Origin of the sequence: Streptomyces albidus (ex Kaewkla and Franco 2022) (assembly GCF_013870515.1) — a bacterium.
GTDB classification, from domain to species: Bacteria; Actinomycetota; Actinomycetes; order Streptomycetales; family Streptomycetaceae; genus Streptomyces; species Streptomyces albidus.
The window spans coordinates 33,035-54,043 of sequence record NZ_JACBXA010000009.1; the positions used below are offsets into that span (position 1 = coordinate 33,035).

Below are 21,009 nucleotides of genomic sequence, written 5' to 3' on the forward strand. Positions count from 1 at the left end.
AGGTCCGCATGGAGGCACTGGTCGCGGACATGCTCCCCGCGCAGCGAAGGGCCGCCCTTCCCGAAGGAAGAGCGGCCCCCATGCACTTGAGCCGTATGCCCTGTCCTACTGAGCGGCTCCCTGCCTGCGCCGTCGCGTCCACCACACCAGGGTTGCTCCGGCCGCCGCCAGTGCCGCGGCGACAGAGGCGATCAACCCCACCGGGATGTCGGACCCGGTGTCGGCGAGGTCACCGTGCGGGTCCTTGGCGGGAGGCTTCGGCTTGTCGCCTCCGCCGGGGGAGGAGGGGTCCGGAGCCGGGCTCGTCGGCCCACCGGTGGGCTTGTCCGTGGGCGTGGGCGTGGGCGTCGGGGTGGGGTCCGGCTCGTCGCCACCGCCACCGCCGTCGTCCCCGCCACCACCGGTGTCGGTGTTGACGGTGTTGCCGCCCAGCAGCAGCAGGTTCTGCTCACGGTCCTTGGTGTTGTCGGTGAGGGTCTGGACGCTCGTCCGGGTCTGCTTGGGCAGATGCCGGTGCTCGGCCGAGAAGCGCACCTTGTTCATGTTGCGCTTGGGCTGCTTGGAGAAGTCCACTCCACCGACGCTGTAGGTGTACGGACCGCCGCCGGCGTCGTGCTCCCAGCTCTCCTCACCGTTCTTCAGCGAGTCCAGATACGCCTGGTAGGGCTTCTCCCGCGTCCAGTCCTGATTGGGTGCGCGCAGCGGCCAGGCACTCACGTCGTTGCTGTTGATGATCTTGTGATAGTCGGTCGGGTTCTTGGCGTCCTGCTGCCGGATGAACTCCGCGGCGACGCGGGCGGTGTAGACGCGCCGCAGGTCGGCGTAGCGGGGTGAGGTGTTCACCTGCTTCTCGACCTCGGGCATGATCAGCCGGTTCATGCGGCGCTCGGTGGCTTCCTTCTCCGCTTCGTCGAAGTCGCAGAGGTAGGGGTCGCCCGGCATGTTGTCGATCTTCAGGTACTCGGCCTTGACCGACAGCGGGGTATCCAGGATGTGGATGCCGCCGTTCTCCTCGCGGACGACGGCTTCCTTGGGCTCGATCCAGTTGCGGACCTGGAACCAGCAGGGCTGGCCCTTGTCGTTGCGGGGCAGCGACTTCCAGTACTGGTCGGCCTCGGGTCGCTTGGTCGGGTTGATCGCGGCGGCGAAGTCCTTCTTCAGCCCCAGGTCGGCCTCCAGCAGGACCCGGCCGGCATCGGTCTTGCCGAACTGGGAGTCCATGATCTTGTCCGGCTGGTCCGGGTTGAGGTTCACCCAGAACTTCTCCGGAGTGAGGGCGAGCCAGGTGAAGAACGCGTCAGAGATGAGCTGGGACTTCGCCTTGCCGCCCCATCCGGACTGTCCGGTCGGGTCCTGCTTGGCGGAGAACCCGTAGTCCAGGCCCTTGCCCTTCTGGGGCTTGCCGACGTACCGCAGTTCCAGGGTGGTGAAGTCGACCCCGCCCGGACCACGCGGAGACAGCCGCTTGGGGTCGGCCGCGTTCTTCCGGTCCAGGAACTCCTTCATCTCCTTCGGGTTCGGCCGCGACTCACGGATGAGGTCGGAGGCACCGCCACCCGTGGTGCCGGACTTCCCCGGGGGCTGCATGTTGGTCGACTTGTAGCGCACACCGCCGCTGGGGGCCTTCTCCACCTTGTCGGAACGGTAGTTGTACTCCGTCACCTGGCGGCCGTTGGTCTGCGCCGTCTTGCGCTGCTCCTCGATGAAGTTGCCGGACCCCTTCGTCTGCGGCTCGGCGAAGACGTACTTCCACGACGTGCCCCGCCACTTGGGGTCCTTCGCCCAGGCACGGTCCTTGGGCTTCTGCGTCTCCGTGAGCTCGCCGTTGCCCTTGACCTCGAGGATCTTGCCGGTCTTGGGGTTGTAGGCGTCGAGCTGACGGCGGTGCTTGATCCCGGTGTCGGGGTCCTCGAAGATCACTTCCTTCTGGCAGATCCAGTCCTTGCTGGTCAGCCCGTGATCCTTGATGACCTTCTTCTCGAACGCCTTACCGCGCGGGTCGTTGCCCGAGTTGCGGATGAAGCGGGCGTCGCGCCAGTGGTCCCACCGGGACCAGTTCTTGGAGTCGTTCTCCTTTGCCCGGATCCACGTCCAGTAGATCCGGTCCGTCGGCTTGGACTTCGGCGGCTTCTTCTCCAGAGCCCCGATCCTGGCTTCCTCGGCAGCCGACGGGGCCTGGAGCCCGTCCCACTTCTTGCCCTCGTTGACGTACTCGTACGTGTCCCACTGGGACTTGGCCCGTGAGGCGTCACCTTCCGGGAGGTCGACGAGGCCCGCTGCGTCCTCGAGCAGCTCGAAGTACTCGAAGCAGGGAAGGCCCGGGTCGAGCGGCTTGGGCTTCGCGGAGGCCTGCATGGTGGCCGGCAGCCCGCCGAGGGCCATGACGGAGGCGCAGGCCACAGCGATGGCGGCACGGCGCAGCACGGACCAACGCCCTAAGCGCATAGGTCGTTTCACTTGTATCCCCGTTTGGGGGCCCGGAGGAGCAGAGCTCGCGCGGCGCCAGGGCCCCCCGTGGTCTGTGTCGCCGCAGAGCACAACGACCCTAGGAGTGAAGGCACCGGTACGGCAAGGAATTTCAAGTGTCGAAAACGTCAACTCTCCGTGTATGTCGGACAGTTGGAGTGCGGACGACTCGGGCGGCTAGGCTCGGTGGCATGGAGATGACCAGCGCGGAGTACGAGGAGCTGCGGGAGCTGGACCGGCTCCGTTCGGACAACCCGGTGCTGAACGCGTGGCTGGAGATTCAGCGAGACGAGTTCCCGACGTGGGCCGAACGTCACGGCGGGGGCTGGGACTTCAGCCTCGACTCCCTTGCCCGGGTGGAGGAGCTGGTGCGCTCGACGTACTCCGGTAGCGCTCAGGCCCAGGAGGAGATCGGTGGCGACTTCCTTCAGACGGCGGCCTGGTATGTCGGCGAGGTCCACAACCGGCACTTCGGGACGGTGTGGCAGTACCACCCCGATTCGTTGGAACTGGACCCCGGCGCATGGCCGTTCGTGATCGTTCCGTTCGAGCGGCTGGAGGAGTTTCCCGACGAGGACGGCATCGAGCCGGACGGGCGACCGCACTACCGTCCCGTGCGCCGGCTGTGCGGCGTTCTCGACCCGGACAACGGCCATCTGGCGACCGACGTCGACGTCCACACGCCAGAGCACGGTTAGTGTGCAAGCGGGAGGTCAGCAACCCCTGCGACCTTCGTCAACGTGCTTGCGGGCCGCGGGTCGTCGGTTCGGATCCGGCAGGCGGCTGCCGGAATCAGGCGGGCGGTGGGGTCCTGTGGGAGTCGATCGCCCGGCGTCCAGAAAGCGATCGGTCGGGGAACGCCGAGGCCCCGGTGCCGACTTGGTCCTCTCCATCCGGAGGGAGACGTTCAGGAAGGGCGTTCAGCAACCTCGTGGTTATCCGTGCCGACCGCTAACGTGAGCGCCACCAGCGCTCAACAGCCGTGACACCGGAGGCCGCCCCGTGTTGCTCCAGCTTCTGATCATCTGCGCGTGGGTGGTCTACCTCGTCGGTTTCGTCCTGCTGCTGGCCGTGCTCGACAACTTCCGCAGCAGAAGGACCTTGCTCCGCCTCGTGCTGTGCACGCTCAGTCTGATAGCCAGCGGCGTCATGCTCAGGGTGGCCGGGAACGCCGAAGTGCCGGACACCTACGCCGACACCGCCCTGACCCGGGCGCTCGACTCCGCTGCACACTGGCTGTCGTACGTACTTGTCGTCACCGGCGTCGCCGTGTTCGTCACGGCCGGAGTCCGGAGGCTGCCTGCCTTCCGCTCCCGGTGAGCGTGGCAGCGCCCGAGGCCGACAGCGCTGCTTCGCGAGCGGTGCGACCGTCGGCATCGGATGAGGCCTGACTCCTTCTCGTCCGGCCCGGTGCCGGGCCGCCACATCCGAGTAAGTGAGCCTGTCGCACCCATGACTTCCGGACCCGTGCGCTGCGGCAACCCATGAGGACCGGCGAGCCTCGGTGACCCGGCAGCGGTCCCGCCGGGTCATTTCGATCAGGTGGTGCCGGCACGCTTTTCGAGGCGGGTGCCTTGGCGCAGGGTGACGGACATGAGGTCGCTGGGGCCCTCCAGTTCCAGGCGGTGCCAGCGCCCGCGGGGGACGATCACCGCGGTGCCCGCTGTCAGCCGCACCAACTCATCGGCGGCCTCTGCGTTTTCGGCGTCCTCGCCCTCCACCGGGCGGAGGTAGAGGCGCACGCCACCGGTGAGGCAGCACACCGCCTCCTCGGCGTGCGGATGCATCTCCCAGTGGTCGGCGTGGACATCGGCGTCGGTCTCCACGTGGAAGACCCCGATCTGCCAGGCGCCCGATGCGCTGCCGGTCATCTGCCGTTCGTCGGCTCGTACTTCACCGTCTTGGTGGAAGTGCAGTGCCGAGGCGAACAGGTCGACCTGAGTGGGTGTCATGACGGTGTTCCTTCCAGGCGGTTCTCTGCGGATGCGGATGCGGATGCGGGGGACGGCGTGGCGGTGTCGGCCGTCCGTCCGCGCGGCAGCACGCAGACCGCCATGACTGCCGCGAGCAGGAAGAGGGAGGCGGTGAGAGATAGGCCCAACGCGTAGCCCTCGTTCAGGGATGCGGCATCGGTGGCCGTACCGGTGCGGTGCGCGGAGATGGTGGCCAGAGTGGCCAGGCCGATGCAGCCGCCCAGTTGGCGGGAGCTGTTCAGCAGGCCGGAGGCCATGCCGGCCTCGCCGCGTGCGACGCCCGTGGTCCCGACGGCGATGACCGGGGCCAGGACCAGGCCGAGGCCGACGCTGGTGACGGCGGACGGGCCGAGCACGTCGGTGACGAAGCCGCCGTCGGGGCTGATGAAGGCGAACCAGGCCAGTCCCGCGGTGGCCAGCAGGGCGCCGGGAATCAGGGAGGCACGGGGGCCGCGGCTCGCGGTGACGCGGGTCGCGACGGCGGTGCCCGCGACCAAGCCCACCGAGACGGGCAGGAATGCGGCACCGGTCGCTGCGGCGCCCATGCCCAGGACCTGCTGCATGTACAGGGACACGAAGTAGAACGCGGTGAACTGCCCGGCCGCGGCCAGGAACACCAGCGCGTTCGCGCCGGCCACCCAGCGGCTGCGCAGCATGCCGAGCCGGAGCAGTGGTGCTCCGGCCCTCGATTCGACGAGTACGAAGGCGGTCAGCAGCACGGCCGCGGCGGCGAGGGTCCCGTAGGTGGCCGCTGTGTCCCAGCCGAGAACGTCGGTGCGGACGACGCCGAAGACCAGCAGCCCGACTCCGCCTGTCGCCAGGACGGCACCCGGCGCGTCCAACCGCTCGCGCCGGGCGGGCCGTTCCCCGGCGGGCACCCCCGCGTACACCAGCGCGAGCGCGGCCGCCACGACGGGCAGGTTGATCAGCATCACCCACCGCCAGCCTGCGTACTCGGTCAGCAGCCCGCCCGCCAGGACGCCCAGCGCTCCGCCCGCAGCGTTCACCGCACTCCACACCCCGAGAGCGCGCACCCGCCGGGGGCCTTCGCCGAACGTGGTGGTGAGCAGCGACAGTGCGGCAGGGGCGGCCGCGGCGGCGCCCAGGCCCTGTCCGGCCCGGGCGGCGATCAACTGCCAGGGCGCCTGGGCGAGTCCGCCGGCCAGTGAGCACAGCCCGAAGACGGCAAGCCCCAGGACGATCAGCCGACGCCTGCCGTACAGGTCGCAGGCGCGGCCGCCCAGTAGCAGGAATCCGCCGAACGTGAGCGCGTAGACATGCACGACCCAGGACAGGTCGAGCGGTGCGAACCCCAGGGCGGCGCGGACGGCGGGCAGTGCGACGTTGACAACCGACATGTCCAGGGCGAGGACGAACTGGGTGACGGCAGCTGCCGCCAGTACGACGGCAGGTCTCTCTCTCAAGTTTTTATACACGTAAGAAAAATAGCCCCGGAGGGCCGTCGCTGTCGACCGCTGAGGGATGATGACGGCATGCCGCAACCGTCCGTACCGCGCAAGACCCTGGGCCGACCGCCCCGAATCTCCCGGGAGCAGGTGGTCGCAACGGCCCGCCGGATCGTGGCCGAGGACGGCGTGGACCGGCTGACCATGCGGCGGCTGGCCGCGGCGATCGGCAGCACGCCGATGGCGCTCTACCACCACGTGCGCAACAAGGAGGAACTGCTCGTCCTGCTGTTGGACGACTACGCCGCACGGACGCTGCGCCGGCCCGAACTGCCCGCCGACCCCCGCGAACGGATCGTCGTCTCAGCCTCCGCGATCCATGAGGCGCTGGCCGACTGCCCCTGGATCGTGGAGGTGCTGACCGCCGACGACCTGATGTCCACGTCCGCGCTGTGGTTCGTGGAGCAGATCGTCGACGGCCTGACCGAGTGCGGGCTGACTCCGGAGAGGGCCGTGCACGGCTACCGCGCGATCTGGTACTACACCGCCGGAGAGATGGTGGTCCGGGCAGCGGCGGCCCGGCGGCGTACGGACGACGACCGTGCGACGTACAGGGAGCGGGTGTTCACCGAGATCGATCCGGACGAGCTTCCCCGCCTGGCACAAGTCGCCGACCGCTGGGCCTCGTTGACCGTGGACGACACCTACCTTGACGGCCTCCGGGCCCTCGTGGACGGCCTCCTCGCCACCCGCTGAGCTCCCGCACGCGCGCAGGCGAACGCATCGATGCTGCCTGCATCCCCCGGCAACACACCGGTCCCGCCTCCTCTGTCGAGGAGACGGGACCGATGGGACCCGGTCCGGTGCACCGGCTCTCGCAGGGCTCGCCGCTCACGTCCAGGGTGCGCGGCCTGAAGCAACGCCGTGGGGGAGGTGGGGAGTTCGGTGTCGCCGCGAAGCTCCCCCTTCCCGTTCGGGGTCAGTTGGTGGTTGCTCAGTCGCGCTCCGGCGCCTCCTCCTTGACCTTCGGACGGCTTCCCGCAGCACCGGCCGGAACGACCGGGGACCGCGGAGAGCGGCGTACGCGCTGCGGCAACCGGTCACGTACGAGCCGCCAGACCACCAGCAGCAGCGCCAGAGCGGCCAGGAAGGGCAGCGCGGCTCCGATGACCACCGCGACCCAGCGCATCGTCGTGACGAACGCCTCCCAGCCGCCGTCCAGCGCGTCCGTGAACCCCGTCTCCTCGTCCTTCTTCTCCTCCACCTCGGTCTCCGAGAGCACGAGCGTGATCGTGGCCAGGCTCGTACGGTCCTTCAGCGACGCCTGCCGCGCCTGAAGTGCCTCCAGCTCTGCTTGACGGGTGCTCAGCTCGCCCTCCAGCGAGACGACGTCGGAGAGCTCCGTGGCCTTGTCCATCAGGTCCCGCACGCGTTTGACGCTTGCCTTCTGGGAGTCGATCCGGCTCTCGACGTCCACCACCTGGTCGGTGACGTCGTCGGCCGACACCTTCCGTTCGATGAGTTTTCCGCTGCCCGACAGCTCCTTCAGGACGTCCGCGTACTCCTCCTGCGGCACCCGGAGCACCAGGTGCGACCGCTCGTGGCCATAGCCGTCGCGGTCGGTGGTCTCGTCCCCGACGTAGCCGCCGGCGGTCTCCACCACGGTCCGGGTGTCGTCGAGGGCGGACGACACGTCCTTGACCCGGACGGTGAGCCTGGCCTTGCGGACGACGTTCTCCGATGCGATCTTCGGCGGCTTCTGCCCAGCCGAACTGTCCTGGCCGCCGGGGCGGTTGTCGGCTGTCGATCCCTGGGCGGGGTCGGCCGTCTCGGCGGCTCCGGCGTCGCCGTTCGACGGTGCCTCGGTCGCGTACTGACGCTCGTCCGCGGCGCTCCCGGAGTCCCCGCTGGAGCCGCTGCAGCCCCCGACGGCCAGCGCCGCGGCGAGCACCCCTGCTGCGAGCAGCGCGACCGAACGGCGTGGATGCCGGCCGAGGCTGCGGCGGTTTCGCGTCGTGGGCGGTGCTGGATCGTTCATGAGGCTCCCCCTGTGGCAGTGCTGGTTGTCGCTGTTGCCGGTTGGACGGGTGGAGCTGTGCCGGGGTTGCTGGATGCCTGTCGCGATGCCGTCACGGTCGGGACTCGATCAGGGCCCGGTCTGCGGCTCCGTACAACCCCGAGGTCAGCGGGGCTCGCTTGTCACCGGGGACGGGGAACGGGCGCCCGCGTCACGGGGGAGAGCGCGAGGGAGAGAAGGCCTGTCACGCTCTGGGGGCGTCGAACCGGCGCGGTAGATCTTGTGGCCACGGCGAAGGACCGGTGAACTGAATCGATGGGCCTCTTCGACAAGTTGAACGGCACGAAGCGACCCGGCAGCGGCGTCGCGCCCGGGCTCAGCGGAGGAGGTCCGGGCTGCGCTTCTTGGTCTGAACAGTCCGGACGTCCCCTACGTCGTGCGGGACGGAGCCGAGGAGGGTGCCGACCTGGTGGCCGAATGGCGGCTGACGGAGCCGGCCTGGCGGACCTTCTTCGCCAGCACTCAACTCGGTCGCCGCATCCGGATCCGGATGCGCATCATGCCGGGGGACCACGAGATCCGTGCTCTGGACGAGCAGTGGAAGATCAAGTGGGTCGGGGGAGTGCCGGTATCGCAGGAGTACGGACGCGGGCCGGTGAAGACGGTCTCCAAGGAATGGACGCTGGGACGGGGCGCCGAGGGCGGTCTCGAGGTGACCGAGACGTTCAGCTTCGACAGTTCGGACCTGAAGGACCCGCTGCGGAACACGGTTCTCACGGCGGGGTGGACCTGGCGAGGAGTGGTGTTCGGGAGGCTGTGAGCCGACCGGCCGGACGGCAGGCGCCTCCCGCTGCCGCCCGTCGGGACATTCTCGTCGGGCTCTCGCGGTGGTCGGCTGCGAAGACGGCGGGAGCTGCTCCGTTCGGGGAGGGGCGTCAGAACGCGGGCCGGTTGCCGCCCTGGGACTGGCGGGCCAGCTCCTTCGCCTCCGCCGCCGTCGCCACCGACGGGGGCGAGCCCTTCAGCGGCTGCTGCGCGGTCTCCTTCAAGAGCAGCACGGACACCACGCCGACCAGCGCGAAGAGCGTCGTGTAGAAGGCCGGCATGAGCTGGTTGTGTGTGAGCGTCACCAGCCCGTCCATGATCAGGGGCGTGGTGCCGCCGAAGATCGCGACGGAGATGTTGTAGCCGATGGCGAGCGAGCCGTAGCGCACGTCGGTGGCGAAGAGCGCGGGCAGCGTGGCGGACATGGTCCCCAGCAGGCACACCAGCGAGAAGCCCAGCAGCAGCATGCCGCCGATCACCGCGATGAGGCTGCCCTGCTTCAGCAGCAGGAAGGCCGGCAGGGTCAGGACGAGGAAGCCCAGCATCCCGGTCATCAGCAGCGGCTTGCGCCCGTACCGGTCGTTGAGCCGCCCCACCCGGTTGATCACACAGATCATCAGCACCATCGTCCCCACGAGAATGAAGGTGCCGTGACTCGCCGGGTAGTCGAGGGTGCTGCTGAGATAGGTGGGCATGTAGGACAGCAGCATGTAGTCGGTCACGTTGTACGCGGCGACCAGCGCGATGCACAGCATCAGTACGCGCCACTGGGCCTTGAAGATCGTCGCGAACTCCTTCTTGTGACTGTGCTCGGAGAGATGCGGCTGCGAAGTGAGCCCGTCGTCGTTCTCGGTCATCCCGCCGGACTCGCTCGCCAGACGGCGGAAGGCGGGCGTCTCGTCCAGCTTGAGCCGCAGATAGAGGCCGACGACGCCCAGCGGGCCGCCGATCAGGAACGGGATGCGCCATCCCCAGGAGATGAGATCGCCGTCGCTCAGAGTGGCCTGCAGAGCGGCGGCGATGGAGGCTGCGGCGGCGTATCCGATGAGGGTGCCGAGCTCCAGGAAGCTGCCGAAGAATCCGCGCTTCCGGTCGGATGCGTACTCGGCGATGAAGGTCGAGGCACCGCCGTACTCACCTCCGGTGGAGAAGCCCTGCAGCAGCCGGAAGAGGATCAGCAGGATGGGAGAGACGACGCCGATCGTGGCGTAGCTCGGGATGAGGCCGACGCAGAAGGTCGCCGAGGCCATCAGGAGCATCGTCGTCGCGAGGACCTTCTTCCGGCCGATGCGGTCGCCCAGCGGCCCGAAGAACAGGCCGCCGAGCGGCCGGACTGCGAAGGTCACGGCGAACGTGCCGAGGGACGCGAGCGTGCGTGCGCCTCCGTTGAGGCCGGAGAAGAAGACGTCGCCGATGGTGACGGCCAGGTAGGCGTAGACCCCGAAGTCGTACCACTCCATGGCGTTGCCGAGGGCCGCGGCCCGGACGGCACGCTTGACCGACCGCTCGTCGGTCACGGTGATGTCGCTGCGACGCCATGCGGGGTGCAAGCGTCGCCTGATGGCCCGGAACATCGCCTGGTGGCGCTTCACAGCCTGCGGATCGTGGCCGTCGAGCTGCCCCTTGTTCTCGAGGTTCCCGGGCATGGCGCAGTTCTCCTCCGGACCCGCGTGACCTGTGCGCTTCGTGTGTCAACGGTCACCTGGCACGGCGGTCCGCGCCACCTGGAACACCGGCGTCGGGCACCTGTGTCGGGGGCCCGGCGACGGGGAGGCGCACCCGTTCGGGGGCGGACGTGCCGGGCTTCTCGGCTTCCGGCAGGCCGGGCGCTCGGCGTCGGCCGCGGCTGCTTTGCCCCGACGCGCGCCCTCCGCCGGGTCGTGCCTTGGTCAGCGGCGCATGTGACGGGAGCGGACGACGAGTAAGGCGATGATCAGCATGGAGATCACGCCGCATGCTCCGTAGACGATCTCCACCGCGGTCAATTGCCCGCCGTCACCCGAGAGCAGCGCGAAGAGCGGGATGGCGAGGGCAGCGACCGAAATGCACATGAGCAGCCCTGTCAGAACAATCGCCGCGATATTGATGGTTGCCCGGTCGCGGTCCACAGAGGACGCCGGAGTCCCGGTCAGCAATCGCATCATTGCGACACCGTACTGCTCTCCCCGAGTCCGTGGTCCTGCTTGGACGGGCCGGTAGTGAACAACGGACGATGCCCGATTGCCCGCCCAATTGCCCCCGGGCGACGGGGTGCTCGTCCTCCGCCCAAGCCCGCGAGTATCGCCGGGCATAGACCCAGGCGTGTGCGGACGATGTCGGTTGATCCGTAACGCACCGAAAAGCAGGCTTTGTTGGATCTTGAGGACTTGCGACGGACGAGGCTCCTCTTCGCGTCATGATGCAATGGCGAGACACATTGCTGTGTGACTGCCATGACTGGCGACGACCAATGGGACCACCTGTGCGCGAATATCTACTGACGCTGTGTGTCACGGCTGCGGTCACATACCTGCTCACGGGCCCGGTACGTAAGTTCGCCGTCATCATCGGCGCCGTGCCGAAGATTCGCGCGCGTGACGTGCATCGTGAACCGACTCCCCGGCTCGGCGGCATCGCGATGTTCGGAGGGCTGTGTGCGGGACTGCTGACAGCCAGCCGGCTGACGAACCTCCGCGAGGTGTTCGACGCGACGAGCGAACCGTTCGCGCTCCTCTCCGGCGCCTCTTTGATCTGGCTCCTCGGTGTGCTGGACGACAAGTGGGGCGTCAGCGCGCTGCTCAAGCTCGGCGGTCAAGTGATCGCTGCCGGTGTGATGGTGCTGCAGGGACTGACGATTCTGTGGCTGCCGATTCCGGGGATCGGTCCGGTCCACCTGGCCGACTGGCAGGGAATGCTTCTCACCGTGATCGTGGTCGCCGTCACGATCAATGCCGTCAATTTCGTCGACGGCCTGGACGGGCTCGCCGCCGGCATGACGTGTATCGCCGCAGCGGCTTTCTTCTTGCACGCATACCGCATGTGGTACGGCTACGGCATCGAAGAGGCCGCTCCCGCAACGCTGTTCGCCGCTGTACTGATCGGCATGTGCGTGGGGTTCCTTCCGCACAACATCCATCCGGCGCGGATCTTCATGGGTGATTCGGGGTCGATGCTCATCGGCCTGGTGATCGCTGCGAGCGCGGTGTCGGTCACCGGTCAGGTGGACGTGGATCTCCTGGGCGAAAGGACGGGGAGCACCCGCGAAGCTACGCACGCGATGATGCCGGTCTACATTCCGCTGCTGCTGCCGCTGACCGTCATCGCCCTCCCTGTCGCGGATCTCCTTCTGGCGATCGTGCGCCGCGTGTGGAACGGGCAGTCACCCTTTTCCGCGGACCGCGGACATCTGCATCACCGGTTGCTGGACATCGGGCACTCGCACCGCCGCGCCGTCCTCATCATGTATTTCTGGTCGGCACTCATCGCCTTCGGAACGATCGCCTTCTCCGTGGACAACAGAAGCGTCTGGGTCATAGCGGCCATCGTGCTCTTCAGCTTGCTGGGCCTCGTCCTCCTGCTGCTGCCCCGCTTCGCGCCACGCTGGGCCCGACGACTCGTGCCCCGACGCCTCCGGCGCGCTGCTCGCCCGCGCGATTCGGAGCCCACGGAGGCGCACAAGGACGGTCACGACGAACGCCAGGACGAACGCCAGGATGAGCGGCACGACGAGCTCAACAGCGAACGCAGCAAGGTGTCGTCGCTCGCCGGCGACTGAACTTCGAACGTCCTGAGTGTAGTTGCCGACCGGCAAGCCGGATCGGTACCGGGCGCCCGCCTACCGCGACTCCTCGAGTTGGAAGTGCCAGACGACTGCGATCGGTGAATCGTCCAGAGCCGCGGCGGTTGCTTCGGGAACCCGGTGCAGGAGATCCCAGGAGACGTGCGCCGGCAGCGGGTCCGGGGCGGACGCGGGGTCGAGGGAGCGCCGAGGCCTGCGGGGTTCCTCGCAGTGGCGGACCTGGAAGCCGAGCGGGATCGCGGCGGCCAGATAGTCGCTGAGAGGGCGATGGTGCTCGTCGAGGATCGCGGTGCGACCGTCAGGTCCCGAGCGGGCCATGAGGGGCGCGAGGTAGGACGTCATCAGGTGTGCGTCCGAGATCACCAGATGTCCGCCCGGTCGCAGTACGCGCGCGAACTCCGCCAGCACCGGGGAGAGTTGGGGCACGTGCGACAAGGCCAACGCGCACACGACGGTGTCGACCGCGTCGTCGGGGAGCGGCAGTTCGTGCAGGTCTGCTTCCCGGAGGTCGACGTCGGGGAGGCGCCTACGTGCTCGGGCGAGCATCTCCGGTGAGCGGTCGACGCCGATCACGCGGTGACCGAGTCGGTTCAGAAAGGCGGTGTGCCGGCCGGTGCCGCAGGCCGCGTCCAGCGCGGTGCCTTTCGGCAGGCCGTCGAGGATGCGATGAACGAGCGGCTGCTCGACGTCGATCATCTGGTTGCCGGGCGCGTCGTAGTGCGGGGCCCAGTCCCTGTACACCTCGGCGGTGGTGATCGCCCCGGGTGCAGCCGTCACATCCGCGCTCGGCGAGAGGTCGGTGCTGCCCAGCAGGGCGCGGATCTCGGCGATGCGGGCCTCGACGAAGGCGCGGTCGGCGCTTCCCTCCCTGTAGCCCCGCAGCAGCGCCACGCCCTCGATGCCGAGCAGATAGCCGAGGGCACTGAGATACGTCATCGGGGGACGGTACGAGCGTCCCGGCCGGCGATGCCATGGGTTTTACGGGCGCCCCGCTTGGGCCGAATGCACCGCCGCACACCCGCCGAACCCGGCGTCCACGGACCCGAAGCGCGTTCCCGGATGAAATTCTCCCGGGGAGTGTCGAGAACACGTCCTCTGCTCCGACGTTCCCTGTGAGAGTTGCCCAGAAGGGGCTGCTGCGGACTTAAGGAGCGAAGTCATGAAGTATCTGGTGATGGTGCAGGGGTCGCAGGCGCACTACGACTCGATGAACGGCAAGGAGTCGCCCGGGCACCCCGTCTGGAGCGAGAAGGACCTGCAGACGATGTTCGCCTTCATGGGCGAGATCAACAACGACCTCGCCGAGTCCGGTGAGCTCCTGGAGGCCCACGGCCTGACCGAGCCCGCCCAGACCCGTCTGGTGAGCGCCGGCAAGGACGGCCGGCCGGTGATCACGGACGGTCCGTACAGCGAGACCAAGGAGCTGCTCGCCGGTTTCTGGGTGCTGGAGTGCGCGAGCCTGGAGCGGGTCACAGAGATCGCGGCGCGCGTCGCCCAGTGCCCGGTGCCCGCGGGCTCCGAGGACAGCGGCGTGGTGATCCGTCCCATCGGTGAAGCGGACGGAGGCGGTAGTTGAGCCGCACGACAGAGGTCGAGGACCTGCTGCGCCTGCACGCGCCGCAGGTCCTCGGCGCGCTGGTACGCCGGTACGGGCACTTCGGCGAGGCTGAGGACTCCGTACAGGAGGCGCTGCTCGCCGCTGCCCAGCAGTGGCCTGAGCGCGGCCTGCCGGACAACCCCCGCGGCTGGCTCATCAAGGTCGCCTCGCGCCGGCTGACGGACCAGCTTCGCAGCGACGAGGCGCGGCGCCGACGCGAGGAGACGGCCACAGCGCTCACCCCGCGGGACGCCTTCACGGCGCCGCCGCCCGGCGAGAGCCGCGCACCGTCCGAGGACGACACGCTCACGCTGCTCTTCCTGTGCTGCCATCCCGGGCTCACCCCCGCCGCGCAGATCGCACTCACCTTGCGCGCCGTCGGCGGGCTGACCACCGCCGAGATCGCCCGCGCGCACATGGTGCCGGAGGCGACGATGGCGCAGAGGATCAGCCGGGCCAAGCAGAAGATGAAGGACACGCCCTTCCGGCAGCCGGGGCGCGACGACCGCGACCAGCGCCTCGGCGCCGTGCTCCAGGTGCTCTACCTGATCTTCAACGAGGGCTACACGGCCACCTCCGGCCGCCATCTGCACCGCGGTGACCTGGCACGTGAGGCGATCCGGCTGACCAGGGCCGTACGCAGACTGCTGCCCCAAGAGGGAGCGGTGACCGGGCTGTTGGCGTTGATGCTTCTCACGGAGGCACGCAGTGAGGCGCGCACCGGACCGTACGGGGAGCTGATTCCGCTCGACGAGCAGGACCGCACCCTCTGGGACCGGGAAGCGATCGCCGAGGGCACCACCCTGGTGGAGGAGGCGCTGTCCCAAGGGCAGGCGGGGGCCTACCAGTTGCAGGCGGCGATCGCGGCCCTGCACGACGAGGCCGCCCGCGTCGAGGACACCGACTGGCCGCAGATCCTCGCCCTGTACGACGTCCTCCTGCGTATCGAGCCCGACCCCATGGCCGGACTCGGGAGGGCCGTGGCCGTGGCGATGGTGCACGGGCCGCAGGCCGGGCTCGCCGAAGTCGCCGGGCTCGAGGCGCGGTTGGAGGGACATCACCGCATCGATGCCGTACGGGCCCATCTGCTGGAGAGAGCGGGGGACGCCGAAGCCGCCCGGGACGCCTACCGGTTGGCGGCGCAGCGCACGCTCAGCGTCCCCGAGAGGCACTACCTCCGGACGCGGGCCGCGCGGCTGCGCACGGATGTGCCGGAGGACGGGGCGCAGGAGGATCCGGACCAGGGAACGTAGAGGCGGGGTTCAGCTGCCGGAGCTGCCGGTTTCCGCCGGGTCGAGAAGGTGCGGGCCGTTGTTGCGCACGTTGTTGACGGCGGTGGAGACCGCGCGCGCGTCCAGATGGCCCCCTGCGGGGGAGGTCAGGAGTGCGCGGAGCTCGTCGGGATTCTCGTGTGCGGGGTCGAGCCAGGAGGCCTGGTCGGCGGGGTCGAGGGCCAGCGGCATGCGGGGATGGACCCTCCCGGCCGCGTCCGTGGCCTCCGTGGTGATGACGGTGCAGGTCGTCCACCATGCTGCGGGGTCGTCCTTGTCGCGCTCGGGATCCCGCCAGATCTCGTACAGCCCGGCCAGCGCCATCATCTGCCCGTCCTCGGGGCTGATGAAGTACGGCTGCTTGTAGGCCTTCCGCGTCCCCGTCGCCGGCACGGTCTGCCATTCGTAGAAGCCGTCGGCCGGCAGCAGGCAGCGGCGCTTGGCGAACGCGCGGCGGTAGGCCGGCTTCTCGTGGACGGTCTCCACCCGGGCGTTGATCATCTTGGCGCCGACGTTCGGGCTCTTCGCCCAGAACGGCACCAGCCCCCAGCGCAGCGGCCGCAGTTGACGCTCCACCGCCCCGGTCTCACGGTCGGCCGCTTCCAGGACCGCCCACACCTCGTCGGTCGGGGCGACGTTGTAGTTCGGTGCCAGTACCTGCTCCGGGTTCCACTGGTCGACATGGAAGAGGTCGACCAGGTCCTCCGGGCTGCGAGTCGAGGCGTATCTGCCGCACATGCGTCCACCTTGCCACGCCGGGAGGGGAAGCCCATGTGGTCGTGCGCCGGGTGTGCGACTCCGGCTTCCGTGCGTGAGGGTCGAGCAGCGCACCGGACCCGCGCCGTGCACGGTCCGGCTCCGGGTGGCCTGTCGGCGAAGCGGGGGCGCACCTATGGTCTCCGGATGCGGCCGTAACCGGATCCGGCAGTTCCGCACGCCTCGGCCGGGACATGCATGCTTGGTCACCGGGGCCGATGCCGACCTCAACTGCGAACGTGGAGGCGCAATTCCGATGAACTCTGGCAACGACATCGATCCGACCGAGGAGACGATCTTCACCTGGGGTGCGCCCCCGCTCAAGTTCGGGGCCGGCGCATCCGACGAGATCGGCTTCGAGATGACGCAGTACGGAGCTCAGCGCGTCCTCGTCCTGACCGACCCCGGAGTCGGTGCCCTCGGCGTTCCGCAGCGCATCGTGGACAACCTCAAGCGCTACGGCGTCACCGCGGCCGTCTACGACGGTGTCCACGTCGAGCCGAACGACGCGAGTTTCGCCGCCGCCATCGAGTACGCCGAGGGCCACGGCCCGTGGGACGGCTTCATCGCGGTCGGCGGAGGATCGGCCATCGACACCGCCAAGGCCGTCAACCTGCTGACATCGGCCCCCGGCGAGCTGATGGACTACGTCAACAAGCCCATCGGCAGGGCGAAGGTGCCGCCGCCGCAGCTCAAGCCGCTGATCGCCGTGCCGACGACCGCGGGCACGGGCGCGGAGAGCACGGCGATGTGCGTGCTGGACATCCTGTCGATGAAGGTCAAGACGGGGATCAGCCACTGGCGGCTCCGTCCCACCCTCGCCGTGGTCGACCCGCTGCTGACGATGACCCTGCCGCCGGAGGTGACCGCGTCGGCGGGCATGGACATCGTCTGCCACGCGCTCGAGTCCTACACCGCCAGGTGGTACGCGGAGTCCGCCCGCCGCAAGCCCGAGGAGCGGGTCACCTACTGCGGCTCCAACCCGGTCTCCGACCTGTGGTGCGAGAAGGCCATGTCCCTGATCGCGACGTCGTTCCGCCGGGCGGTGCACGACGGGAGGGAGGACGTGCAGGCCCGTACGGACATGATGATGGCGGCCACCTTCGCCGGGATGGGCTTCGGCAACTCGGGGGTGCACATTCCGCACGCCAACGGCTACCCCATCGCGGGGATGGTGAAGGACTACCGGCCGGCCGGGTATCCCCAGGACGAGCCGATGGTGCCGCACGGTCAGTCCGTTTCGCTGACGGCTCCCGAGGCGTTCCGGTTCAGCTTCCAGGCGGCCCCCGAACGGCATCTGCGCGCCGCGGAGTTGCTGGCGCCGGACAAGGAGAAGCTGTCCGATCCGGCCGAGCAGCTGCCGCAGGTGCTCATCGACCTGATGCGTGAGATCGGCATCCCGAACGGCATCGGCGCCGTCGGCTACGACGAGAGCGACGTGCCGGATCTGGTGCCGGGCACGATGAAGCAGCAGCGCCTGCTGACCACCTGCCCCCGCCCGGTCGGGGAGGAGGAGATCGCGGAGATCCTCCGCAACTCCGTCCAGAACTGGTAGCCGTCCTTCCCGGGCCGCGCCTCAGTGGTGGCCCGGGGATGTCGATCGCGTGCACGCGCTGCCCCTCGGGATTCCGGACGCGGTGACGGGAAGCGGGCCCGTCACCGCCTCTCCGGGCCCCTGCGGGCGTTCCTGCGCGTGGCCCTTGGGGTACGGCGAGGCGTCCGATTAATACGTTTATGTGCCGTTACATTCGAGGCTGCTGCTGCGCGACTCATCGACATCTACGGAGGCACGCATGCCACTGCCCAGGTCCGGCCCGTCGCGCCGTACCCGCACCGGCACGGTGGGGACCCCCGCCGTACTCCTCACCGCTCTCGCCCTCCTGCTCGTACTGCCCGGAACGGCCGAAGCGGGAGGCGAGGGGGAGCGACTGGCCCACCCGGACAAGGACTGGATGGGCTCGACCATCAGCATCAACGAAGGGATCAGCCCACCGGCCGACGAGTCGTCGACGAGGACGCTCGCCGCATCCGTCGAAGGTGTGGACGTCTCCAGCCACAACGGCAACGTGCCCTGGGCCTCGCTGTACAAGAGCGGCGCGCGCTTCGCCTACGTCAAGGCCACGGAGGGCACGAGCTACAAGAACCCCAACTTCGCTCAGCAGTACAACGGCTCGTACAAGTCGGGCATGATCCGGGGCTCCTACCACTTCGCGCTGCCGTCCAACTCCAGCGGCGCCGCCCAGGCCAACTACTTCGCCTCGCACGGAGGCGGCTGGTCGCGGGACGGCAAGACCCTGCCGGGCGCTCTGGACGTGGAGTACAACCCGTACGGTGCCGCCTGCTACGGCAAGTCCACGGCGGCGATGGTCAACTGGATCAGCGACTTCACCAAGACCTACCGCACCCGCACCGGCCGGGACGCCGTCATCTACACCTCCGCCACCTGGTGGAAGAAGTGCACCGGCAACTCGACGAAGTTCAGCAAGACCAACCCCCTGTGGATCCCCAGCTGGGGCACCTCCGTCGGCTCGCTGCCGGGCGGATGGCCTTTTCACACCTTCTGGCAGTACACCTCGACGGGGCCCACCGTCGGTGACCACAACCGCTTCAACGGTGCGTACAGCCGTCTCAAGGTGCTCGCCACCGGCTGATCACGTCCTTCCGCACCGCATCGCACGCTTCGGATTCATCGGTGGCCCCCGGAACTCGCTTCCGGGGGCCACCGGTCTGTCCGCCGGTCCTGGCCGAGACCTCGGCCCGCTCAGGGGCGGCCCGCGAGAAGTCCCTTATCGGACCGTTCGTCGCTTGTGCCTCCGCAGTCGCACCATGGAAGGGGCAGGGGGGCGATTGGAGGAATTTCGTCATGATGGAAGTCAAGACGATCGACAAGGCCGACGAACGGCGGGACTTTCCCCGGGGACACATCGAAGCGCTGCATCTGAGCGGGCTGGACTTCGCCGTTGCCACCTTCGAGCCCGGCTGGCACTGGACGGAGTCGGTAGGTCCGATAGCGGGCACCGCCAGCTGCGAGGTCCATCACAACGGGTTCATGGCGCAGGGGCGCATGCGCGTGAGGATGGACGACGGCACGGAGAGCGAGGTCGGGCCGGGCGACGTCTTCGTCTGCTCCCCCGGGCACGACGCCTGGGTCGTGGGGGACGAGCCCGTGATCATGTACGACTTCGCCGGGTCGATGGCGACCGAGTACGGCAGGTCATGAGCTGAATCTCCGCGCCTTCCGTAGCCGGCGCAGGCGGTCACCGCCGGACCTGCTGATTCAGCGGCGACCGCCGCTACTCGTCCGTAGGGTGTTTGTCGTGACGGACACCGACCACTTACGTGCGCTCTACGACGCACAGATGCGCGGGACGTTGCGCACCCTGCCGGCGGGGGTCGTCCACGAACAGGACGGGCCGGTGGTGCGCATCGTCGGCGAAGCGCGGGGCCACGTCGTCACCGTTCTGCCCGACACCGGACTGCGGGGCGTCGAGCTGGACCGTCTCATCGCGGCTCAGCGCGACTACTTCGCCGCCCGAGGAGAGGCCGTCGAGTGGCGGACCCACGGCCACGACGGACCGGCCGACCTGCGCCCCCGTCTGCGCGCCGCGGGATTCGCACCGCAGCGGCGGAAGTCCGTACTGATCGGGTCGGCGCCGGAGAGCGCCGGGGCGCCGCTGGTGCCGGAGGGCGTCGTGGTGCGCCGGGTCCGGTCGCGGGAGGACCTGCGGCGCATCGCCGCGATGGAATCCACAGTCTGGGGACGCAACGAGAGCTGGCTCGGCGACGCCCTGACCGCGAGGCTCGAAGCCGCACCCGGAGAGACGGCCGTCCTGGTGGCCGAGGCCCAGGGCGAGGTGATCTGTGCCGGATGGATCCTCTTCAGGCCCGGAACCGACTTCGCCACCCTTTCGGGAGGGTCGACGCTGCGCGGATGGCGAGGGCAGGGCATCTACCGGGCGCTGGTCGCACGTCGCGCCGCGCTCGCCGTCGAGCAGGGCGTGCCGCACCTCCATGTGGACGCCACCGATGAGAGTGCTCCCATCCTGCGCCGCCTGGGATTCCGCGAGGTGACGACGACCACGTCCTACGTACGGGCAGCACCCGCGCCCGCGCGCTGAGTGCTCCCACTCGCCCTCGCATCACTTGTCAGTGGCGGGGTGCACGATGTGGCGATGGCGAAGAAGAGCACGGCGGTGAAGGCGCCGCAGCGGCCGCAGGTGTCGCTCCCTCAGCTGCGCCCGTACGCGGCGGACGGGGGCGGCCTGAGCCCGGACGGGGACTACGACGGGGTGGGTTTCGAGGATCTGGACCTGGGCGGCACGGACGGCGCCGGGGCCACGTTCCTGGACTGCGGCCTGTATCGCTGCTCGCTCGACGAGGCGCGCTGGGAGCGGGTGCGCCTGCTCGACAGCGTGCTGGACGGCGTCACGGGCGTGGGTACGGATCTGGCGGGAGCCGAGCTGCGCGACGTGGAGGTGCTGGACGCCAGGCTGGGCGGCGGGCAGATACACGGTTCGCGGATGTCCCGGGTGCTCGTGCGCGGCGGGAAGATCGACTTCCTGAACCTGCGCCAGGCGACGCTGATGGACGTCACCTTCGAGAACTGCGTCCTGGTCGAGCCGGACTTCGGGGGAGCCAAGCTGGAACGCGTCGCCTTTCCCGGATGTGTGCTGCGCGGCGCGGACTTCACCCAGGCGACGTTGAAGGACGTGGATCTGCGTGAGGCGGCAGAGCTGGAGATCACGGCGGGCGTGGGGCGGCTGGCGGGTGCCGTGATCAGCTCGTCCCAACTGATGGATCTGGCCACGGCGTTCGCGGCGGAGATCGGCGTACGGGTCGGGTCCTGACGCCGAGGTGCGGCCGGCGCAGCTTCACGACGGCCGTCCGGCGTGGGGCCGATGAGCCTCGGGGCGGCTCGCG

At 69.1% G+C, this 21,009-nt stretch carries 20 protein-coding genes; 12 read left to right on the forward strand and 8 right to left on the reverse strand.

The features are described from left to right. Window positions 1–105: 105 nt before the first annotated feature. Complete coding sequence (locus H5J26_RS03330; RefSeq protein ID WP_181764145.1) at window positions 106–2,445, reverse strand: hypothetical protein; 2,340 nt, start codon at window positions 2,443–2,445, stop codon at window positions 106–108. A gap of 212 nt (window positions 2,446–2,657) precedes the next feature. Here H5J26_RS03330 and H5J26_RS03335 point away from each other — a divergent pair, with 212 nt between their 5' ends. Beyond that, on the forward strand, window positions 2,658–3,164 hold the full coding sequence (locus H5J26_RS03335) for a hypothetical protein (RefSeq protein ID WP_181764146.1): 507 nt from the start codon (window positions 2,658–2,660) through the stop codon (window positions 3,162–3,164). Window positions 3,165–3,468: 304 nt separating this feature from the next. After that, entirely contained in the window at window positions 3,469–3,786 is a 318-nt protein-coding gene (locus H5J26_RS03340) for a hypothetical protein (protein ID WP_181764147.1), read from the forward strand. A 218-nt stretch (window positions 3,787–4,004) separates the two neighbouring features. On the opposite strand, the gene H5J26_RS03345 is transcribed toward H5J26_RS03340, so the two are convergent. Together H5J26_RS03345 and H5J26_RS03350 are read right to left on the reverse strand one after the other, a co-directional pair. Continuing rightward, window positions 4,005–4,418: a cupin domain-containing protein gene (locus tag H5J26_RS03345; protein ID WP_181764148.1), complete on the reverse strand. Its 414-nt coding sequence runs from the start codon at window positions 4,416–4,418 to the stop codon at window positions 4,005–4,007. After that, complete coding sequence (locus H5J26_RS03350; RefSeq protein WP_268932974.1) at window positions 4,415–5,863, reverse strand: MFS transporter; 1,449 nt, start codon at window positions 5,861–5,863, stop codon at window positions 4,415–4,417. Before H5J26_RS03350 ends, H5J26_RS03345 begins: the two co-directional genes overlap by 4 nt. A gap of 69 nt (window positions 5,864–5,932) precedes the next feature. On the opposite strand from H5J26_RS03350, the gene H5J26_RS03355 reads away from it, so the two are divergent. After that, window positions 5,933–6,601 (forward strand): TetR/AcrR family transcriptional regulator, encoded by a 669-nt coding sequence (locus H5J26_RS03355; protein WP_181764150.1) that lies wholly within the window; start codon window positions 5,933–5,935, stop codon window positions 6,599–6,601. A gap of 238 nt (window positions 6,602–6,839) precedes the next feature. Here H5J26_RS03355 and H5J26_RS03360 read toward each other — a convergent pair whose 3' ends face one another. Beyond that, a complete protein-coding gene (locus H5J26_RS03360) occupies window positions 6,840–7,883 on the reverse strand; it encodes a DUF4349 domain-containing protein (RefSeq protein ID WP_181764151.1) in 1,044 nt (347 codons plus the stop codon). 415 nt (window positions 7,884–8,298) lie between these two features. On the opposite strand from H5J26_RS03360, the gene H5J26_RS03365 reads away from it, so the two are divergent. Further along, the gene (locus tag H5J26_RS03365; protein ID WP_309237757.1) at window positions 8,299–8,682 is read left to right on the forward strand and encodes a hypothetical protein; all 384 of its coding nucleotides are present in this window, start codon (window positions 8,299–8,301) and stop codon (window positions 8,680–8,682) included. Between the two features lie 115 nt (window positions 8,683–8,797). Here the strand turns inward: H5J26_RS03365 and H5J26_RS03370 are convergent, their stop codons facing one another. Continuing rightward, the gene (locus H5J26_RS03370) at window positions 8,798–10,333 is read right to left on the reverse strand and encodes an MFS transporter (protein WP_181764152.1); all 1,536 of its coding nucleotides are present in this window, start codon (window positions 10,331–10,333) and stop codon (window positions 8,798–8,800) included. 243 nt (window positions 10,334–10,576) lie between these two features. Further along, window positions 10,577–10,831, reverse strand: coding sequence for a hypothetical protein (locus tag H5J26_RS03375; protein WP_181764153.1), 255 nt, complete (start codon window positions 10,829–10,831; stop codon window positions 10,577–10,579). Window positions 10,832–11,136: 305 nt separating this feature from the next. Here H5J26_RS03375 and H5J26_RS03380 point away from each other — a divergent pair, with 305 nt between their 5' ends. Beyond that, on the forward strand, window positions 11,137–12,441 hold the full coding sequence (locus tag H5J26_RS03380; RefSeq protein WP_181764154.1) for a glycosyltransferase family 4 protein: 1,305 nt from the start codon (window positions 11,137–11,139) through the stop codon (window positions 12,439–12,441). A gap of 60 nt (window positions 12,442–12,501) precedes the next feature. On the opposite strand, the gene H5J26_RS03385 is transcribed toward H5J26_RS03380, so the two are convergent. Next, window positions 12,502–13,401 carry a class I SAM-dependent methyltransferase gene (locus H5J26_RS03385; protein ID WP_181764155.1) on the reverse strand — a complete coding sequence of 300 codons (900 nt, stop codon included), beginning with the start codon at window positions 13,399–13,401 and terminating at the stop codon, window positions 12,502–12,504. A 223-nt stretch (window positions 13,402–13,624) separates the two neighbouring features. Here H5J26_RS03385 and H5J26_RS03390 point away from each other — a divergent pair, with 223 nt between their 5' ends. Both H5J26_RS03390 and H5J26_RS03395 read left to right on the forward strand, forming a co-directional pair. Then, entirely contained in the window at window positions 13,625–14,041 is a 417-nt protein-coding gene (locus tag H5J26_RS03390) for a YciI family protein (protein WP_181764156.1), read from the forward strand. Beyond that, the gene (locus H5J26_RS03395; protein WP_181764157.1) at window positions 14,038–15,315 is read left to right on the forward strand and encodes an RNA polymerase sigma factor; all 1,278 of its coding nucleotides are present in this window, start codon (window positions 14,038–14,040) and stop codon (window positions 15,313–15,315) included. Before H5J26_RS03390 ends, H5J26_RS03395 begins: the two co-directional genes overlap by 4 nt. Window positions 15,316–15,324: 9 nt before the next feature. On the opposite strand, the gene H5J26_RS03400 is transcribed toward H5J26_RS03395, so the two are convergent. Further along, on the reverse strand, window positions 15,325–16,071 hold the full coding sequence (locus H5J26_RS03400; protein ID WP_181764158.1) for an SOS response-associated peptidase: 747 nt from the start codon (window positions 16,069–16,071) through the stop codon (window positions 15,325–15,327). A 274-nt stretch (window positions 16,072–16,345) separates the two neighbouring features. Here H5J26_RS03400 and H5J26_RS03405 point away from each other — a divergent pair, with 274 nt between their 5' ends. The 5 genes from H5J26_RS03405 to H5J26_RS03425 all read left to right on the forward strand — a co-directional run bounded on the left by H5J26_RS03405 (window position 16,346) and on the right by H5J26_RS03425 (window position 20,936). Further along, window positions 16,346–17,644: a hydroxyacid-oxoacid transhydrogenase gene (locus tag H5J26_RS03405; protein ID WP_181764159.1), complete on the forward strand. Its 1,299-nt coding sequence runs from the start codon at window positions 16,346–16,348 to the stop codon at window positions 17,642–17,644. Between the two features lie 238 nt (window positions 17,645–17,882). Beyond that, window positions 17,883–18,740 (forward strand): lysozyme, encoded by an 858-nt coding sequence (locus H5J26_RS03410; protein ID WP_181764160.1) that lies wholly within the window; start codon window positions 17,883–17,885, stop codon window positions 18,738–18,740. A 212-nt stretch (window positions 18,741–18,952) separates the two neighbouring features. Further along, complete coding sequence (locus H5J26_RS03415) at window positions 18,953–19,309, forward strand: cupin domain-containing protein (protein ID WP_181764161.1); 357 nt, start codon at window positions 18,953–18,955, stop codon at window positions 19,307–19,309. Between the two features lie 97 nt (window positions 19,310–19,406). Beyond that, the gene (locus H5J26_RS03420; protein WP_181764162.1) at window positions 19,407–20,207 is read left to right on the forward strand and encodes a GNAT family N-acetyltransferase; all 801 of its coding nucleotides are present in this window, start codon (window positions 19,407–19,409) and stop codon (window positions 20,205–20,207) included. A 54-nt stretch (window positions 20,208–20,261) separates the two neighbouring features. Next, window positions 20,262–20,936: a pentapeptide repeat-containing protein gene (locus H5J26_RS03425; RefSeq protein WP_181764163.1), complete on the forward strand. Its 675-nt coding sequence runs from the start codon at window positions 20,262–20,264 to the stop codon at window positions 20,934–20,936. The last annotated feature ends 73 nt before the right edge of the window (window positions 20,937–21,009 follow it).

Bases quoted from the DNA above. Each gene is read 5' to 3' on its own strand.
- H5J26_RS03330 (WP_181764145.1), bottom strand. From the start codon at position 2,445: ATGCGCTTAGGGCGTTGGTCCGTGCTGCGCCGTGCCGCCATCGCTGTG.
- H5J26_RS03335 (WP_181764146.1), top strand. From the start codon at position 2,658: ATGGAGATGACCAGCGCGGAGTACGAGGAGCTGCGGGAGCTGGACCGG.
- H5J26_RS03345 (WP_181764148.1), bottom strand. From the start codon at position 4,418: ATGACACCCACTCAGGTCGACCTGTTCGCCTCGGCACTGCACTTCCAC.
- H5J26_RS03355 (WP_181764150.1), top strand. From the start codon at position 5,933: ATGCCGCAACCGTCCGTACCGCGCAAGACCCTGGGCCGACCGCCCCGA.
- H5J26_RS03360 (WP_181764151.1), bottom strand. From the start codon at position 7,883: ATGAACGATCCAGCACCGCCCACGACGCGAAACCGCCGCAGCCTCGGC.
- H5J26_RS03370 (WP_181764152.1), bottom strand. From the start codon at position 10,333: ATGCCCGGGAACCTCGAGAACAAGGGGCAGCTCGACGGCCACGATCCG.
- H5J26_RS03375 (WP_181764153.1), bottom strand. From the start codon at position 10,831: ATGATGCGATTGCTGACCGGGACTCCGGCGTCCTCTGTGGACCGCGAC.
- H5J26_RS03380 (WP_181764154.1), top strand. From the start codon at position 11,137: ATGGGACCACCTGTGCGCGAATATCTACTGACGCTGTGTGTCACGGCT.
- H5J26_RS03385 (WP_181764155.1), bottom strand. From the start codon at position 13,401: ATGACGTATCTCAGTGCCCTCGGCTATCTGCTCGGCATCGAGGGCGTG.
- H5J26_RS03390 (WP_181764156.1), top strand. From the start codon at position 13,625: ATGAAGTATCTGGTGATGGTGCAGGGGTCGCAGGCGCACTACGACTCG.
- H5J26_RS03400 (WP_181764158.1), bottom strand. From the start codon at position 16,071: ATGTGCGGCAGATACGCCTCGACTCGCAGCCCGGAGGACCTGGTCGAC.
- H5J26_RS03405 (WP_181764159.1), top strand. From the start codon at position 16,346: ATGAACTCTGGCAACGACATCGATCCGACCGAGGAGACGATCTTCACC.
- H5J26_RS03410 (WP_181764160.1), top strand. From the start codon at position 17,883: ATGCCACTGCCCAGGTCCGGCCCGTCGCGCCGTACCCGCACCGGCACG.
- H5J26_RS03415 (WP_181764161.1), top strand. From the start codon at position 18,953: ATGATGGAAGTCAAGACGATCGACAAGGCCGACGAACGGCGGGACTTT.
- H5J26_RS03425 (WP_181764163.1), top strand. From the start codon at position 20,262: ATGGCGAAGAAGAGCACGGCGGTGAAGGCGCCGCAGCGGCCGCAGGTG.